This window comes from Shewanella sp. 10N.286.51.B8, assembly GCF_041469325.1.
Taxonomy (GTDB): domain Bacteria; phylum Pseudomonadota; class Gammaproteobacteria; order Enterobacterales; family Shewanellaceae; genus Shewanella.
This window is the reverse complement of sequence record NZ_JBFRKG010000010.1, coordinates 1-19,013: the sequence shown is the minus strand read 5'-3', so window position 1 is coordinate 19,013 and position 19,013 is coordinate 1. Positions and strand designations below refer to the sequence as shown.

The window sequence follows — 19,013 nt, the reverse complement described above, 5'->3', positions numbered from 1 at the left end:
CATAGTAATAGCTCTGTTAAGGGTTAAGCTGAAGCTTACGAAAGTTAACTCAGCTAAAACTTAACTAAGCTAAGGGTTGAGTTAAATCTCACAATCATCACACTGCCGCTTTACTTAACCTTTAACTTAGTAGTAAAAAGGTATTCAACTGTATAACTGCTGGCGATATTGCTTAGCCACCTGTTGCCAGCTAAAGCGTTCTTGACTGGCAGCAATCTCCATTTGACGATATTGCTCAGGTTGCTCATTACTCAAGCTTAAGGCGTTAATTAACACCTGAATAAATTGTTCCGCTTGATGAGCTAAATTATGACCTTCAAATAACCAACCGGTTTGCTGATCTTTAATGGTATCGCGTAAACCACCTACCCCATGGGCAATACACACCTGACCTTGCTTCATGGCTAATAATTGGCTGATACCACAAGGCTCAAAGCTACTTGGCATGACAAACAAATCACCTAACTGATAAAGTTCATCGGATAATTGCTGATCATAGCCATTAATAAACACAAAGTTACTGTGCCTTGACGCGACCTGTTGAAACTCTTTGGCTATGACATGATCGCCACTCCCCAGTAGCATAAACACCCCTTGGGGTTTTAATCGTTTTAACTCAATCAGCATAGCGTCTAATAGGCTTTGGCCAGTACTGTTTGCCTCAACGGGATAGGGTTGACGTAACAGCAACACCTTTTGATCTGTTAACCGCCCTACTGATGTCATTAAGAAATCAATCGAGCTCGCTTGGTTGATTTGTTGCATTTGCCATTGTTGTAAACGCGCTAAAGTTATTTGATCGACACTGCGAGCAGAGTCTGTTTTACCTAACCATTTAATGACTGCATCTTGTGATTTCACTAATAGCTGATTAATCGATTTGTTAGCGGTTTTCTTATCAGGTTTTGCAGTGGTCAATTCACTTTCAGCACTATTAACATCACTATCATTAACACCACTATCATTAACACCACTGTCATCATTCTCATAAACGCACCCATTGAGTATTCCTACAATGTCACCACGATTATGTTTATCTAACATGGATGCTTCTAAGCCTTCACCACCAAAAAAACCATTTTGATGATCGGATGCCATTAACACCTCATGAGCATAGGTCGGCGATACTAAATGCACCTTGTCACTGAGCTCAATACCCATTTTCATTGGGTTTACACAGTTAGGATATCGTGGATCGCTTAAATGAGCTTTTTGCTCATCTGTTAAAAGGTGCGTTAGCTCAGGAAACCATGCAGCAAATGATGAGACATCATCACGTATGGGTCTTATGCCCTGCAGGGCTAAATTATGAATTGAGAATACACATTGGCATTGCTTTAACATGACATATTGTGGGTCAAATGCCCGTAACATCACTAGCATTCCGGCGTGCCAGTCATGCATATGCATCACATCAACTTCGGGGATTAAACCATCAATATAAGCTTGGGCTACCGCTAAATTAAATAAGGCAAACTTAGTGGCGTCATCAGCAAAGGGCCTATCATTACTGCCTGCACAATAAACTTGATTACCCTCGCTATTAAATAAATGATGCTCAAATAAGTATACTTGGCTGTTAAGGTTTGTATTGCCGTCAACACTGGTTCTGGGTCTTGGCATCAGCGCCACGCTGACGATTTCAATATTAGCACCAAATTTTACCGCTACAGTGCCGATGTTATTAGCATTATAAGTTTGTGCAATATAGCCATAATTAGGCATAGCCACATCCACAATAATATCTTCGCTTGCTAATGCTGGAGGCAAGTCGCGAATAACATCAGCCATACCACCGACTTTCGCGCCAGATATCGCGTCGTTCTCAGCTGCGATCATTAATACTTTTTTCACTAGTGAATACCTTTTAAATGCTATTAGGTTTTTTATTCGGTGTTACATGATGTAAAATGCTGAGCCGCCAAGTTTAACCAAAGGGTAAACCTGCAGCTCAACTAAATTGAAAAGCCGACTAAATTGAATAAGTCGACTAAATCAATTACTCATAACCCGTAGGTAAACCGAGCATTTTTCTAGTAACTAGGGTTATGCCTTTTTCTGACACCCTAAATCCACGGGCAATATCTTGGGCACGATTAAAGCCAATTTCCATACCTTCAGGAATGATACAACCGCGATCAATAATGGCATTTTGAATACGGCAATTTTTAAGTACCACTACATCAGGTAACAACACCGAGTCTTTCACTAATGAGTATGAACACACCCGCACTTCATCAAACAGCACACTACGCTTGACCTTAGCACCTGAAATAATACAACCACCAGAAACGATTGAATCTACCGCCATACCACGGCGATCATCATCATCGAAAACAAATTTAGCGGGTGGAAGTTGTTCCTGATATGTCCAAATTGGCCATTTAGCATCATATAAATTCAGTGCTGGTGTGGGTGACAATAACTCCATATTGGCTTGAAAAAATGAATCCAAGGTGCCCACATCACGCCAGTATGCTGGCTCATCAGGTACTGCACTGGTGAACGGGAAAGCAAATATATTGGCGTGCTCGATAATGGACGGAATAATATCTTTACCAAAATCTCGGTCTGAGTTTTCGTTATTGGCATCTTTCTTTAACTGATCGAATAAAAACTTAGTGTTAAACACATAATTGCCCATCGATGCTAAACAAAACTCTTCATTACCTGGGATAGATTTAGGCACGGCAGGTTTTTCTTCAAAGCCGACAACGCGCATATCTTCATCCACTTCCATTACCCCAAACGCATTAGCCGCTTCAGGAATGGGCGTTTCTAAACAGCACACTGTCATATCAGCGCCAGATTCCGCATGAGCGGCCAGTAAACCGGCATAATCCATTCGATAAACGTGGTCCCCAGATAACACCATCACGTATTTAGGTAACTCATGACGAATAATATCGATATTTTGAAATACCGCATCAGCAGTGCCTTCATACCAGTTGCCTGAGGTTTGCTGTGATGCTGGCAAGATTTCCACTGACTCGCCCAGCTCTTTCTTAAAGTGGCCCCAACCACGGCTAACATGCCGAATTAACGAGTGAGATTTGTATTGGGTGACAACCCCAACTCGGCGGATCCCTGAGTTAATGCAGTTTGATAATGGAAAATCAATAATGCGGAACTTACCTCCGAAATATAACGCCGGTTTAGCACGCCAATCGGTTAACTCATGTAAGCGAGAGCCTCGACCACCAGCTAGAATTAATGCATAGGTATCACGGGTAAGATTACTAATATAACGAGCATTTGACATATATTAAGACTCCTAACTTTAAACTCAGCAACTTGCTGAAAATATAATGGCGTGATTATTTGGCAAACCAAATGTCGTCACGATACGCACTAATAGTGTTGTCACTAGAAAAACGTCCGCTGGATGCAGTATTTCTAATACTCATTTGAGTCCAGTGTTCTTGATTGGCATAGGCAGCAGCGACGTTTTCTTGTGCTACGCGATATGCATCAAAATCGGCGGCGATCATCCATTGATCATATGGGTCTTCAATGGCTGCAATAATGCTGTCAAAAATACCCGGTTCCACTAAATTGAAATGGCCACTTTTAAGCATCTCTAACACATGTTTGAGTGCGGGTGACTGTTGAATATATTGATGGGGGTTGTAGTGAGATTTAAGCTGACTAACCTCGTCAGCATTAAGACCAAATAAGAAGAAGTTGTCATCACCGACTTCTTCAAGCATTTCAACGTTTGCACCATCGAGAGTGCCTATAGTGAGAGCGCCATTCATCATAAATTTCATATTGCCGGTGCCCGATGCTTCTTTACCAGCAGTGGAGATTTGCTCAGATAAATCCGTTGCTGGGCAAATCTTTTCCATGGCGCTGACGTTATAGTTTGGCAAAAAAGCAAAACGTAAATATGGCGTTACCACAGGATCTGAGTTCACCATATGGGCCACATTATTGGCGAGTTTGATGATTTGCTTGGCCATGGCATAACCAGGCGCCGCTTTGCCGCCAATCAGCACACAACGGGGCTGCATCCCTTGGGTATCACCCGCCACAATGCGTTGATATAAATGAATAACATGCAATATATTCAGTAACTGGCGTTTGTATTCATGAATGCGTTTAACCTGTACGTCAAACATCATCTTAGGGTCAAACTCAACCTCACACTCAGCTGCCACTAATTTGGCTAAATCGAGCTTGTTTTCAAATTTGACACTTTGCCACTGCTTCAAAAAGGCTTGGTCATCGGTAAAGGCATTAAGGGCTGTTAGCTGGGTTAAATCGGTCACCCAACTATCGCCTAAACGGCGAGTAATTAGCTGTGCCAAGCGCGGATTACAATGGGCCAGCCAGCGCCTTGGCGTCACACCATTAGTTTTATTATTGAATTTGTGTGGCCATAATTGATAAAAGTCGTTAAACAAACCAGACTTTAATAGTTGGGTATGCAGACCTGCGACGCCATTAACCGAAAAGCTAGCCACAATGGCAAGGTATGCCATTCTCACATGGGGTTCGTGGCCTTCTTCGATAATCGACATCGCCGCTAATTTGTCATTATCCCCTGGCCAATGGTGAGCAACGTCTTCGAGGTAACGGGCATTAATTTCATAAATAATGTCCAAAATGCGTGGCAACATGTGCTTTAGCATGCGCACAGGCCAGCGCTCTAGCGCTTCTGGTAACAAGGTGTGATTAGTGTATGCCACGCTGCTTGAGGTAATGTCCCATGCTTGATCCCAATCCAAGCCATAGGTATCCATGAGCAAACGCATTAATTCAGGCACTGAAATACTCGGGTGAGTATCATTAAGTTGCATGGCATTAAGCTCACTAAAGCGACTAAAATCGCTGCCATGAACCGCCACATAGCGCAGTAAAATGTCCTGTAAGCTGGCCGAAGATAAAAAATACTGCTGCCTTAAACGCAGCTCTTTACCATTTTCACTTGCGTCATTGGGATACAACACCATGGTAATTTGTTCGGCCATATTTTTACGGGCCACGGCCTCGGTATAATCACCATCATTAAATTCCGCTAAATCAAAATCATCAGTGGCTTCAGCTTTCCACAGCCTTAAAGTATTAATCCGACCGTTTTTATAGCCGGGTACTGGCATATCGTGTGGCACTGCGTTGACATCTTGAGTATCAATCCACACATAATGACGATGACCTTGTAGATCGACATAGGATTCTGTATGGCCAAAAAATGGCACACTAATGGTGTGATTGGCCAATCGCACTTCCCATGGATTGCCTTCTCTTAACCAGCGATCCGGTTGCTCTATTTGATAACCATCAACCACTTTTTGCTTAAACATGCCGTATTCATAGCGAATACCATAACCGACAACCGCTAGGTCTAAACTGGCGCAACTATCTAAAAAGCATGCGGCTAAGCGGCCTAAACCGCCGTTACCTAAACCGGCATCAAGCTCGGCTTCTTGTAAGGTTTCTAAATCTACTGCGTAGCTATTTAGCGCCTCACGAGTCTCTGTTGTTAAATCTAAACTGAGTAAAGCATTACCCAAGGTACGGCCCATCAAAAACTCCAGCGATAAATAAGCCACTTGTTTTTGCTGATATTGGTTATCTTTTAAGCGTGTTTCTCGCCATTGTTGCAGTAAATTTGCTTTAACCGCTGACGCTAACGCGCCATACATATCATTGGTGGCATTTTCATCACGGCTTAACACCCCTTGAAGTTGTCGCTTAAAGGTGGCATCTAAACTGTCACAAGGATCGCAATCTAGATGGTCATTACTTTTTGGTTCACTTTTGAGTGTCGATTTAGCCGCTTTAGTGGCCGGTTTTTTCTCGCGGGTTTTCCTTTTAGTGACTGTCATCGATTAATTCCTTATCTTGAACTAGTTGAAAATTGGCATGAAATAACATCAGGCTTCGACTTTGGAGTACTGCCTTACTTTCTTTAATCAATTCACTTTGCGCTAAATTGTCGTTATTAAGGTTTTGGGTTGACAGCAAGCATTGCCAAGGGCCGTAACAATTTAAACTCGGTAAGGTAAATGATTGATTTTCAACATCAGCATTGAGTACCAGTAATAGTGCGTGGGGTTGTTGCGCCAATTCACCGGAAGTTATCACCACCGCCAAACTGCGACAGCTTTGTTCACTCCATTGGCGTTTGGACATAGGTTCGCCATCACGCCCATACCAAACAAAGCCACTATCACGTTTATTATCAGGTACATGAATAAAGTCTTTATGACATAAAATCGGGAAGCGCTGACGTAAGTTAATTAATTGCGAGGTAAATTCAACTAATGACCAATCAATAGTTTGCCAGTCTATCCAGCTAATCTTATTGTCTTGACAATAAGCATTGTTATTGCCTTGCTGACTGTGACCCATCTCGTCACCACACAAGATCATGGGTACCCCTTGAGACAGCAATAGCGTGGCAAGAAAGTTTCGTTGCTGACGTTGACGAGTTTGGTTAATCACAACTTTGCTGGTTTCGCCTTCTTCGCCGTAATTGGCACTGAGGTTTTCATGATGGCCGTCACGGTTTCCTTCACCATTGGCCAAGTTATGCCGTTGGTTAAAACTGACTAAGTCTTTTAAGGTGTAACCATCATGACTGGTAATGAAATTGATACTCGCCGATGGACTGCGACCATGGTGTTCAAAAAAATCATCTGAACCATGAAAGCGTCTGGCAAATTCAGGTAGCATGCCATGATCGCCGCGCCAAAAACGGCGCATAGTATCTCGGTAGCGATCGTTCCATTCACTAAAGGCAATAGGATAATTACCCAGCTGATAACCCCCAGGGCCAATATCCCAAGGCTCTGCAATCAGTTTCACCTGACACAGCACGGGATCTTGCGCTAAGGCATCAAAAAAACCGCATCCTGGATCAAAACCATAGGTTTCACGGCCTAAGCAACTGGCTAAATCAAATCTAAAACCATCGACTCCCATGACTTCAACCCAATATCGCAATGAGTCCATAATCAATTGCAACACTTGCGGATGGTTGGAATTAAAGGTGTTACCACAACCGGTATCATTGATATACAAACGCTGTTCGTTAGACACCAATCGATAATAGTTGGCGTTGTCGATGCCGCGAAAGCTTAAGGTGGGCCCCAAACGACTGCCTTCAGCGGTATGGTTATAAACCACATCTAAGATCACTTCGATACCCGCATCGTGCAGGCTATCAACCATGTCACGAAACTCAGTAATACTTTCGCCACTCATATAAGCTGCGTTGGGTGCAAAAAATCCAATGCTGTTGTAGCCCCAGTAATTACTGAGGTTCTTTTCGATTAAAAATGGCTCATTGAAAAAGCTTTGCACTGGCAGTAGTTCAACACAGTTAACCCCTAACTGGGTTAAATATTGGATACTGCTGGGGGCTGCAAGGCCAGCATAAGTGCCTTTAATATCATCATTTACTTCAGGATTTAACACACTAAAACCTTTCACATGGGTTTCATAAATGATGGTTTGCTCTAAAGGAATATTAAGCCTTTTAACCGGTCTGTTTCTTAGTGCTCTGTCATCTACTACACAGCATTTGGGCATGTATTTGGCGTTATCTTTGCTGCAAAAAGATAAATCAGAATCAGGGCTATCAATTTGATAGCCATAAGTTGCATCGTTAGCTTCAAGTTCACCAAACAGCTGCTTGGCGTAAGGGTCTAGCAATAGTTTATGATGATTAAAGCGGTGCCCAAGTAAGGGTTGATAGGGTCCATAAACCCGATAACCATATAAGGTCCCCGCTTTCGCTTGTGGCAAGTAACCATGCCAAATTTGTCTGGTTTTTTGGGTTAACGGAAATTGTTGTTCGTTAAGCCCAAACTCGTCAAAAAGACATAGCACCACTTGGGTGGCGTTAGCTGAAAATAGCGCAAAGTTCACGCCATTATCATCAACGCTGGCGCCCAAGGGGTAAGGCTTTCCTGTAAGCAAAGGGTTAACCGATTCCATAGTTAATCCTCTTCAGATTCTAAACTGGTGTGGGCGGCCTTAACACTGAGCACAATCGTCGCCAATGGCGGTACAGTCACCAGACCACTGCGTGCCATCCCTTGCCAGTCAACATCGGTATTAATAATGGTGTCATTGCTTACCGCGCTACCGCCATAACACGGGCTATCACTATTGAGCACTTCGATATAATCATTTTCAGAAGGTAAACCGACCCTAAAGTCGTAATGCACTTGCGGGGTCATATTGACCACAAATATTAAATGCTGCCCACTGTCTTTGGCATAGCGAATAAAACTAAAGATACTGGCATCACCATTATCACAATCCAGCCATTGAAAACCTGATGGCTGATGGTCCAGTTCATATAAGGCAGGGCTTTCACTGTATAAGCTATTGAGATCTCTAACCCAATCTTGCATGCCTTGGTGCGGCGCGTATTGCAGTAAATGCCAATCTAGGCTTTGGTTATGATTCCACTCATCACGTTGGGCAAACTCTGTGCCCATAAACAGCAGTTTTTTACCTGGATGGCCCCACATAAAGCCTAAAAAGCTTCTTAAGGTGGCAAACTTTTGCCAATCATCACCGGGAATTTTATGCAGTAACGAGCCTTTACCGTGCACCACTTCATCGTGACTTAAGGACAAAATAAATTGCTCGGTATAGGCATACACTAAGCTAAAGGTCATTTCATGGTGGTGATGTTTACGGTAAATGGGATCGCGACTAAGGTAACTCAAGCAGTCATTCATCCAGCCCATATTCCACTTAAAGCCAAAGCCTAAGCCACCATTTTCAGTGGTGTCTGTCACTCCGCCCCAAGCGGTTGATTCTTCTGCCACCATAGTGACACCTGGGTAGGCGGCATAGATTCGCTCATTGAGCAATTTCAAAAATTCAATGGCTTGAATGTTTTCGCGTCCGCCATACTCATTAGGCAGCCATTGACCAGATTCTCGACTGTAATCGAGATATAGCATGGAAGACACGGCATCGAGCCTTAGCCCATCGAAGTGAAACTCTTCAAGCCAATAACAGGCATTACTGAGTAAAAAGCTTTGTACTTCGCCGCGGCCGTAATTAAATATTAAAGTGTCCCAGTCAGGATGCTCCCCTTGACGTGGATCTTGATGTTCATACAAACAACTGCCGTCAAACTTAGCCAGTCCATGAGGGTCTTTAGGGAAATGAGCCGGCACCCAGTCTAATAAAACCCCAATATCATGTTGATGACATTCATCTATAAAGGCTTTTAAGCCAACGGGATCACCAAAGCGGTAAGTTGCTGCATATAAACCAACAGGTTGATAACCCCAAGAGCCATCAAATGGGTATTCACTGATTGGCATCAGTTGCAGGTGGGTAAAGCCCATTTCTTTAAGATATGGAATCAATTCATCAGCTAAGTCTTGATAACTGAGGTAACTATCGCCCCACTCACCTTTACGCTTCCATGAAGCGAGATGAACTTCATAAACAGACATAGGCAATTGATGTAGTTGCTGTTTTGCGCGCTGCTTAAGCCATTTTTTGTCTTGCCATTTATAATCAGTTTTGTGTGGAACAACCGATGAATTACCCGGCGCTGCTTGCATTTGAATCGCATAAGGGTCGGCTTTTTCAGTTAAAGCGCCATCTTGTGTAGTGACACTAAATTTATAAAATTGGCCTGCATCAGCATTGGGAATAAATATTTCCCAAATGCCATTACTAGGATGAAAGCGCATGATATGGGCTCTGCCATCCCAATGATTAAAATCACCTACTACGGCAACTTTTTGAGCATTCGGCGCCCAGACACAAAAATGAACACCTTCTACACCTGCGATAGTCTTCCAGTTCGCACCTAGAAATTGGTAGCTTTTTTGCTGCTTTCCTTCAGCAAATAAGTAGATGTCATCATCATCCAGCAAGCTGCCAAACTGGTAGGGATCGATTATGGTTTCAATACTCATTGGATAAGTCACTTTTAAGCTATATAAAAATGGCTTAACCCGTCGTCCCATAGTGCCAGCAAATAAACCCTGCTCATCAACTTGGGTTAATGAAGCGACTTTTTTACCATCTTTTAGACTGATCACTTCAACTTCTATTGCACCTTTGACGAAGCATCTAACGATCAAAGATTTGCCATTGTCGGCTTTATGCATACCCAGTAATGAAAATACATCAGTAAAATTACCACTCAGTAATGCGGTATCGGTTCCATGATTAAAATAAGGGGCATTATTAGTCATTTTGCATTGCTCCATAAATGTTTGAATTAATGATTACGCTGTTCGTTATTCGCATTAGCCGTAAACAGCCCATTCAGGCTTGCCGCTGTCATCTATATATTTGCTACGTCTGGTTTTATTGATGGCATCGAGCCTGTTATTGACTGTTGAATCTGCTGAAATTTGTTCTAAAGTGCGACTTAAGCGTCGACACCAATTGGGGTATTGTTTCCAAGTACCGGGAATGTTTATCGGTTTGACTTCATCGATCAGATCGTCAATTTGAATGCTATATAGGGCTGAATTACCCGATGCCGATAACTGGAGCCAAGCAAGCATTAATTGCTCAAAATCAACTTCACCCATCACAATATTGGCTTTGATAAGATGATGCTGACTAAGTAAATCCAGTAGTTGTTGTTTCTCTATCAGCCTTAGCGATTTCGCCTCATCAAGTTGTTGCTCGTTGTCATACAGATTTAACTGATGCCGTAATTCAATATCTGCCGCAGTCCACCACGCCGTTAATGTCGGCACATCATGGTTTGCTAGCATCATCAAACTGTGAGACTTATAAAAGGCGGGGTTCATAAAGCCGTCATGATGTTTAGCAAAGTAAAATAGTTCGTTTGAAAATATTTTTGCTTTAGCTAGGTTGGCGACAATTTCTGGCGGCACTATGCCAAGGTCTTCGCCAATTAACACACATTGGGCTCGCTGACTTTCTAGGCACAAAATGGCTAATAAAGTATCCAATGGGTAATACACATATGCCCCATTGCCTAAACCTTCCTGCTTAGGCCACCACCATAAGCGTAATAAGCCCATGACATGATCGATTCGTAAACCGCCACAAGACACCATATTCGAGCGGATCAAATCAATGAAATGCTCAAATTTATGCTGGGCTAATTTGATAGGGTCAAATGGCGTTAAACCCCAGTTTTGCCCTTGAGGGGCAAAAGGATCTGGCGGTGCACCAATATTGGCATTGGTACAAAAATTATCGATATTTGCACAGACTTCAGCCCCCGTAGGCGAGGCACCGACTGCCATATCACGAATTAGCCCTAAGGACATGCCTGCAGTTTTGGCTTTTGCCTGACACTGAAGTAATTGCTCATAAGCGATAAATTGTAAATAACACAGAAATTCTGCATCTGTAAAACACGAATTTCGCTGTTGCTGGTGGGTGACATATTGGCTTAAACCTTCACCCTGCTGTTGCTTAAAACAGGCAAAGTCTAGATAGCGTTTACTGTGGTTGTTTTTATGCTCTTTAATAAACGCGTTAAACAGCATTTGATAAATAGAAAATTTAGTTTCATGTATCTCGCAGTAATCAAGCAATCTAGACTGAGCTAATTGATATTGTTTATTTCGCCAAAGCTTAGAAGTTATAACCCCTTCAATGGCAGCGTATTCAGCCACTGACTCGATGTGAATGTATAACGGATTAAGTCGACGTCTATCTGATGGGCTATAAGGGCTGGCACTTTCTGGTAAATCCAGAGCGTGTAATGGGTTTAGTAAAATAAAATCTGCGCCTTTGGCAGCAGCTAACTCGATGAGCTTTTGTAAATCATTAAAGTCACCAATCCCCCACTGGCTTTGGCTAGTAAGGCTATAAAGTTGGGTGCTAAGCCCCCATTTGGCTGTTTTACTGTCAGCATGAACATAGGCGCTGCGCGGCGCAATCATTAATTGACCGGTATATGTTTCACTGGAGCTTGCAGATTCAACAGTGGCACTGATACCGTGGTAACCAAGGCCTAGCGGGCCATTAATGTCATCATTTAATTGATACTGATATTTAAGATAACTGATACCATCAATGCCATAATCACCCACAACCCGCATTTGGCCGAGGCTGATTGGAAAATGAAATTTATCACCATGTTCAATTTCAATCTCAACTTTTATGCTGCCAGTAAAATGCTCAGGTAAATGAAACTCAACAATAGGGTCATCCACATAGCTCCATTGAAACCCATGCAGAGGCAGTAACCATGGCGCGGCATCTAATTCAAAAATCCGTTGCTGAATAAATTCATCGTTTAAAGTCGAGCTAACAAAAGAACGATTAGCATCAATATTATTTAGCGTGTCACTCGTTGATGCACCTTTAGTTGATGCATCATTAACACACATGGATTGTAAAATTCCATTTCTATCTAGAGGCTGGATCTGTACATTGTTGCCAAAGCAATCTATAAACTCAGCGCCTACGCCTTGCAAATACAGTAACTTCCCTAGTCCCATATTTGTCGCCCTCGCGAATGTCTTAACTGATTAATAACCCAGCAGTTACCATGCCAGCACAACATCACAGTTTAACGACAGTTTAATTTCAATCAGGTTACAGAATAAAAAGATTAAATTTCAAGATCTTAAAACCAACTGATTGTAAATTAAATTTACAAACTTGTTTAAAACGAAATTAAAAGCGTAATTAAAAACAATCACTTTGGTGCATTAACGCACAGCAAACGTGCAAAAAAACCAAACCCAATTTTACTGCAGGGCCTATAAAGTAAAATAACAGCCATAAAACTTTGCTTATAAACAGCTTAAAACCGTCAAACTTACGGTTATTGTGCTAATTTAAAGGGAAGACTTGCGCCATTTTATTTTTATAAAACCAATATGATTATCTGGGACGTTTGATGAATACTACGCAGTTCAATATTCACTTTTCATTGCAAACATTAACAAACCATATTGTTTCCCCACCAAAAGAGCTTCGCTCTAGAAAAGCCGCGGTATTAGTGCCTTTACTCGAAGTAGATGGCGAGCTTCAACTGTTGCTAACCAAAAGAGCATTACATTTACGCGCCCACCCAGGTCAATTTAGTTTCCCTGGCGGTAAAGTAGATAAACAAGATAGCAGTATGATTTTTACTGCCCTTAGAGAGGCTGAAGAAGAGATTGCCTTATTACCTGAAAATGTTGATGTGATCGGTACATTTCCGCCCCATACAACCTTTACCGGATTTGAAATAACCCCAGTTATCGGCATTGTTAAACAACCTTTTGAGATAGCGCTAGATCCAGGAGAAGTCGCCGAGGCTTTTTGGGTGCCACTTAAACACTTTTTAAACCCTAAAAATCGACACAGTATTCAGTATCAACGTCATGGCAGCTTTTATGATGTCCATTATATGCCCTATCAAGGTAAATTCATTTGGGGAGTAACAGCGGCAATCATTAATTTACTCTGTTGTCATTTAAACAATTCAGCTAACGTTTTTAATGGTTAATAAAAGAAACTTAAGTTTAGTTTCACTACAAACGAGATGATACCAACCATTCAAATAAGCTAGCGAATTACAAACCCGCTACCTGTGACATATTCAAGTGTTACAGTTAAAGCAGGCTCTCAGAATAATCGGTTCTCAATCCTTTTGAGCTCGCTATATTGGAACTAGCTATAATTTAAATCGCTATAACAGCGGCTTCTATTAGCATAAGTCTCACTAAAATCCCCAAACTGGAAAACGGCTAAGCGCCAGCCACTGATAGCAGCCTAAGTAAGACTTGTATTAGCCTTGGTCATCTACATATCACCGCTAGTTAAGTTTGGCAGGTTTTAAATACATCACTTTGTCATACGCTTATAACTGAATTTTCAGATAAAAAAGTAATATTGCCGCAATATTTTTAAGCAGATTCTGCTGGGTTTGTTAAAACTTGTGAAAATATCTGCCTGCAAGCGGCTTTTACCCTTGTGAAAAGCCCATTTCAAGGTAATATAAAGCCCCTATTTATATCATTGATTCATTGGAGAACTAAGCAACAATGAGCATTACATCTGTCGCTTCTGTATTTAAAGGTGACTTTGCGATCGGTTCGCAAGTTACGGTACGTGGTTGGGTTCGCTCACGCCGCGATTCTAAAGCTGGTATTTCATTTCTAGCCGTTTATGACGGTTCATGTTTTGATCCTATTCAAGGTGTTGTACCGAATAATTTAGAAAATTATACCAATGAAGTGCTAAAGCTTACTGCTGGTTGCTCTGTGATCATGACTGGTGAAGTTGTTGAATCTCCGGGTAAAGGCCAAGCATTTGAAATGCAAGTAACCAAGGTTGAAGTTGCAGGTTTAGTTGAAGACCCTGATACTTACCCTATGGCTGCTAAGCGTCACTCAATTGAGCATTTACGCGAATTAGCTCATCTTCGCCCACGCACTAACATTATTGGCGCAGTGGCCCGTGTTCGTAACTGTTTATCTCAAGCTATCCATCGCTTTTACAATGAACAAGGTTATATCTGGGTTTCTACACCACTTATCACTGCTTCTGATACTGAAGGCGCGGGTGAAATGTTCCGCGTTTCGACGTTAGATTTAGAAAATCTACCCCGTAACGATCAAGGCACAGTTGATTACAGCGAAGACTTTTTCGGTAAAGAATCATTCTTAACCGTATCAGGTCAGTTAAATGCTGAAACTTACGCTTGTGCATTATCAAAAGTGTATACCTTTGGCCCGACTTTCCGCGCTGAAAACTCAAATACTAGCCGTCATTTAGCTGAATTTTGGATGGTTGAACCTGAAGTGGCTTTTGCTGATTTAGATGATGCGGCCAAACTTGCTGAAGACATGCTGAAATTCTGTTTCAGAGCCGTTCTTGAAGAACGTCGTGATGATTTAGAATTCTTTGCTCAACGAGTAGAGAAAACTGCCATTGAGCGTTTAGAAGCATTCGTGACCAGTGACTTCGCCCAAATCGATTACACTGATGCCATTGAGATTCTTAAAGCTTGTGATAAGAAGTTTGAGTTTGATGTTGAATGGGGTATCGACTTACATTCAGAGCATGAACGCTACCTTGCTGAAGAGCATTTTAAAGCGCCTGTTGTTGTTAAAAACTACCCTAAAGACATCAAAGCATTCTACATGCGTCTTAATGATGACGGTAAAACTGTAGCAGCAATGGACGTATTAGCACCAGGTATTGGTGAAATTATTGGCGGCGCACAACGTGAAGAACGTTTAGACGTTCTTGATGCTCGTCTTGCTGAGATGAACTTAGACCAAGAAGATTACTGGTGGTACCGTGATCTACGTCGTTATGGCACTGTGCCACACGCAGGTTTTGGTTTAGGCTTTGAGCGTCTAGTATCTTATGTTACTGGCGTAAGCAATATCCGAGACGTGATCCCATTCCCACGTTCACCTAAGTCAGCCAACTTCTAAATCTAACTGGCTCACTCAATAAAAACGCGCTTAATTAGCGCGTTTTTTTATGGCTTAAATATGGCAAAATACCTTTGAATTTCATTCAATAAAAAAGGCTCTCAGCAAAGTAATTATCACTTTAAGCCATTATTTAATACGTTTTTTAAGAACTGATATTTTAATCGTTAACTGTTAATAATGATTTTATCTCGCAATTGTTTTACTTCATCTCTTAAGGCTGCAGCTTGTTCAAATTCAAGGTCTCGCGCATGTTGATGCATCTGCTTTTCAAGTACATCAATCTGCTTGGCTAACTCTGCAACACTTAGCACCTTAGTGTTTTTATCGCCATATTCAGGCGATTTCTCTGCAACTTTACCGAAGGCGGTATATTGATGTTTACTGTTACCACGGTGAGGATCGCCTAAGTCCATCACATCGGTGATTTTCTTAACTACCCCTTTAGGTACTTGGCCTAATTTCAGGTTATGCTCATGTTGTTTGGTGCGGCGACGTTCGGTTTCTTCCATGGCTTTTGCCATAGAGTTGGTAATTTTGTCAGCATATAAGATCACTTTACCGTTAACATTACGTGCAGCGCGGCCAATGGTTTGGATTAAAGAGCGCTCAGAGCGCAAAAAGCCTTCTTTGTCAGCATCAAGAATACACACTAAAGACACCTCAGGCATATCGAGTCCTTCACGAAGTAAGTTAATCCCCACCAATACATCGAAAACGCCAAGCCTTAAGTCACGAATAACTTCGACTCGCTCAACGGTATCGATGTCTGAATGTAAATAGCGTACTTTCACCCCATGTTCATCGAGGTATTCTGTAAGATCTTCTGACATCCGTTTGGTTAAGGTTGTGACTAAAACCCTTTCATTGGCCGCGACACGCTTTGGAATTTCAGATAACAAATCATCTACTTGTATCGCCACTGGGCGCACTTCTAATTCAGGGTCTAATAAACCTGTCGGCCTAACCACCTGCTCTGCAATTTCGCCATCACTTTGTTCAAACTCATAATCACTGGGCGTGGCAGAGACAAAAATGGTTTGAGGCATTAATTGCTCAAACTCTTCAAACTTAAGCGGCCGGTTATCTAACGCTGACGGTAGTCTAAAGCCATATTCAACTAGGGTTGTTTTACGACTTCTATCACCTTTATACATAGCGCCAATTTGTGGCACAGTAACGTGTGATTCATCGATAATCAGCAGGCCATTTGCTGGTAGATAATCTAATAAGGTAGGCGGCCCATCGCCTTCTGTACGACCTGATAGATAGCGTGAATAGTTTTCAATACCAGAGCAATAACCCAGTTCGACCATCATTTCAATATCGTATTGCACCCGTTCGGAGATCCGCTGCGCTTCTATTAGCTTATTGTTATCCAAAAGCTCCTGACGGCGTTCTCTTAACTCTTCCTTAATATGTTCCGTTGCTTCGATAATCGTTTCACGAGGAGTGACATAGTGACTTTTAGGATAGACTGTGGTTCTTGCTAAGCGCTTAGTAACCTGCCCTGTTAATGGATCAAATTCACTGAGCTGCTCAATTTCATCATCAAATAATTCAATTCGTACTGCATCACGCTCTGATTCAGCAGGAAAGACATCAATCACTTCACCGCGAACCCTGAAAGTACCACGCTGTAAATCAATATCATTGCGAGTGTATTGCAATTCACCTAAGCGGGTAATGATGTCTCTTTGTCCCATCAGATCACCCTGACGAAGATGCAATAGCATTTTCATATAAAGTTCGGGGTCACCTAAACCATAAATTGCCGACACTGAGGCTATCAGCACCACGTCTTTGCGTTCTAATAAGGCTTTGGTTGCAGAGAGCCGCATTTGTTCAATATGCGCATTGACCGAGGCATCTTTTTCAATAAAGGTATTTGACGCCGGAACATAGGCTTCTGGCTGATAATAATCATAATAAGAAACAAAATACTCTACGGCATTATTAGGAAAAAACTCTTTCATTTCGCCGTATAACTGCGCTGCAAGGGTTTTGTTTGGCGCCATGATAATCGTTGGGCGTCCTAAGGTTTGAATAATATTAGCTACCGTAAAGGTTTTACCAGAGCCCGTAACCCCTAATAAGGTCTGCTTAGCCACGCCTGCATCTAAGCCATCAACTAATTGCTTGATTGCCGTGGGCTGATCACCAGCAGGTGTATAGTCTGATACAAGATTAAAAACCGATTCTGACACTAGGATATATCCTTCTTTGTTGAAGGTGCATTTTATACTGAAGCCATCCATCTTTGCGAATGAGATTTATAGAAAACAACACTTAGCAGTAATTTATTACATTTCAAGCTTAGAAATATGAAATATTGCTACAAACGGAGTTTTAGGCTGCATTAGGTGAACAAAGTGCCTAAATCCCTTCATGAATGCACCATTTAATACACAACATTAACTTAAGCTTGTTTACATTAAGGCTCGCTAAACAACATTCATCAGAATAAAAGCATTGCATTTCTTATCACTCTGAAATTAAACAGAATTTTATTTATGCTGAATATTGGTAGATTTTAAGTCACTACCAATGTTTATAAGGGCTTGAGGGCATATTTCAAGAGTAACACACAGGCTTATCCACAGATTTAGTGGATAAGTCACTCTAACCCAATACTGATGGGCTATTGCAATAGGTGCGGTTTAATAAAATCGTAAAAAAAACTATCATGAAATAAAATTACATTTGAAAGTTAGACTTACGAACTAGAAAAAATTTACATAACAATTGCACTGTTTCGATTATTAGGTTTTAGCAAATTAAATAGCATGTGATTAACATCAAGCATTTAGCTTAAAATACCTGCTTGAGTCTATATCCTGACTTACTTTAATCAAGACGTTAGCTCAGTACACTCAAGCTGCATATCACCCATTACTACTAGTATACTTACTCCATTTTTAACTATTCTGCCAAGAGTGAAACAAACTGCTGCGCAACCTTTATTGGTATTCCCTATTCGGTGTTGTTAAGAATGGTGAATAAGCGCTGATACCAGCCTTGTGACATAAGCAAAGCTTCAATCAATTTTAAATCCAATGAATAGCGTTACGAATAGCGCTAGCTGATGGATCAATTTGATGGCAGTTATGACTAGAGATATCAAGCCAGCAAACGCTATAACTCAAGTCGCCCTATAAATGTACAGCGAGCATCTTATATTAGCCGCTTGACCAAGCAGTGGGATACGTCTTTATTTTACTCAGCTTGCTTGAACTTAGCTTATATAGAAGCGTTTAACTGTCCTTTAGTTGCGACAAGTGGTAATGACCATAAAGCTTAAATTGACCAGGCAGGCTTATTTGCAGATTCACTTGAGCACTAAAAAGTAATCTAAAAGTGACATTAGGCGTATTGAACATTTAAATCAGCTTGTTTTAGCGCCGATATGAAAATATAAGCTTTAGAAATACCAAGCATTTATTTCTAAAAGCTGTTTTAATCAAAAAATAAGTTAACTAAAAAACACCCATAACGGCCATTTATAAGCCTCAATGTGTATTAGGTGAGCAGTTAACATCAATTTTTCACTTTTTTTTATATCTCGAGTTGACGGATTGATCAGGGCGTTTTACTATGCGCTCCGTTCTCAGCAATACATTGCTAAAGACGATTCCCCTGTAGTTCAGT

Annotated in this window: 9 protein-coding genes; 2 read left to right on the top strand and 7 right to left on the bottom strand. The window is 41.5% G+C overall.

The genetic code is table 11. The annotated features are described in order from the left end of the window. Positions 1–144: 144 nt before the first annotated feature. The 6 genes from AB4160_RS05735 to malQ all read right to left on the bottom strand — a co-directional run bounded on the left by AB4160_RS05735 (position 145) and on the right by malQ (position 12,428). On the bottom strand, positions 145–1,854 hold the full coding sequence (locus AB4160_RS05735) for a glycogen synthase (RefSeq protein WP_372003852.1): 1,710 nt from the start codon (positions 1,852–1,854) through the stop codon (positions 145–147). A gap of 145 nt (positions 1,855–1,999) precedes the next feature. Continuing rightward, positions 2,000–3,262 carry a glucose-1-phosphate adenylyltransferase gene (glgC, locus tag AB4160_RS05730; protein ID WP_102438149.1) on the bottom strand — a complete coding sequence of 421 codons (1,263 nt, stop codon included), beginning with the start codon at positions 3,260–3,262 and terminating at the stop codon, positions 2,000–2,002. A gap of 55 nt (positions 3,263–3,317) precedes the next feature. Next, entirely contained in the window at positions 3,318–5,831 is a 2,514-nt protein-coding gene (locus AB4160_RS05725) for a glycogen/starch/alpha-glucan phosphorylase (protein WP_372003850.1), read from the bottom strand. Continuing rightward, positions 5,818–7,947 carry a glycogen debranching protein GlgX gene (gene glgX / locus AB4160_RS05720; protein WP_102438153.1) on the bottom strand — a complete coding sequence of 710 codons (2,130 nt, stop codon included), beginning with the start codon at positions 7,945–7,947 and terminating at the stop codon, positions 5,818–5,820. The genes AB4160_RS05725 and glgX overlap by 14 nt, the downstream gene beginning before the upstream one ends. Positions 7,948–7,949: 2 nt before the next feature. Next, positions 7,950–10,187, bottom strand: a complete 2,238-nt coding sequence (glgB, locus tag AB4160_RS05715; RefSeq protein WP_372001234.1) for a 1,4-alpha-glucan branching protein GlgB — start codon at positions 10,185–10,187, stop codon at positions 7,950–7,952. 54 nt (positions 10,188–10,241) lie between these two features. Continuing rightward, positions 10,242–12,428 (bottom strand): 4-alpha-glucanotransferase, encoded by a 2,187-nt coding sequence (gene malQ, locus AB4160_RS05710; protein WP_372003848.1) that lies wholly within the window; start codon positions 12,426–12,428, stop codon positions 10,242–10,244. A 404-nt stretch (positions 12,429–12,832) separates the two neighbouring features. Here malQ and AB4160_RS05705 point away from each other — a divergent pair, with 404 nt between their 5' ends. After that, positions 12,833–13,426: a CoA pyrophosphatase gene (locus AB4160_RS05705; protein ID WP_102438159.1), complete on the top strand. Its 594-nt coding sequence runs from the start codon at positions 12,833–12,835 to the stop codon at positions 13,424–13,426. Positions 13,427–13,964: 538 nt separating this feature from the next. Then, complete coding sequence (gene asnS / locus AB4160_RS05700) at positions 13,965–15,365, top strand: asparagine--tRNA ligase (RefSeq protein ID WP_102438161.1); 1,401 nt, start codon at positions 13,965–13,967, stop codon at positions 15,363–15,365. Positions 15,366–15,532: 167 nt separating this feature from the next. On the opposite strand, the gene uvrB is transcribed toward asnS, so the two are convergent. Further along, positions 15,533–17,572, bottom strand: coding sequence for an excinuclease ABC subunit UvrB (gene uvrB, locus AB4160_RS05695; protein ID WP_372003846.1), 2,040 nt, complete (start codon positions 17,570–17,572; stop codon positions 15,533–15,535). Between the last annotated feature and the right edge of the window lie 1,441 nt (positions 17,573–19,013).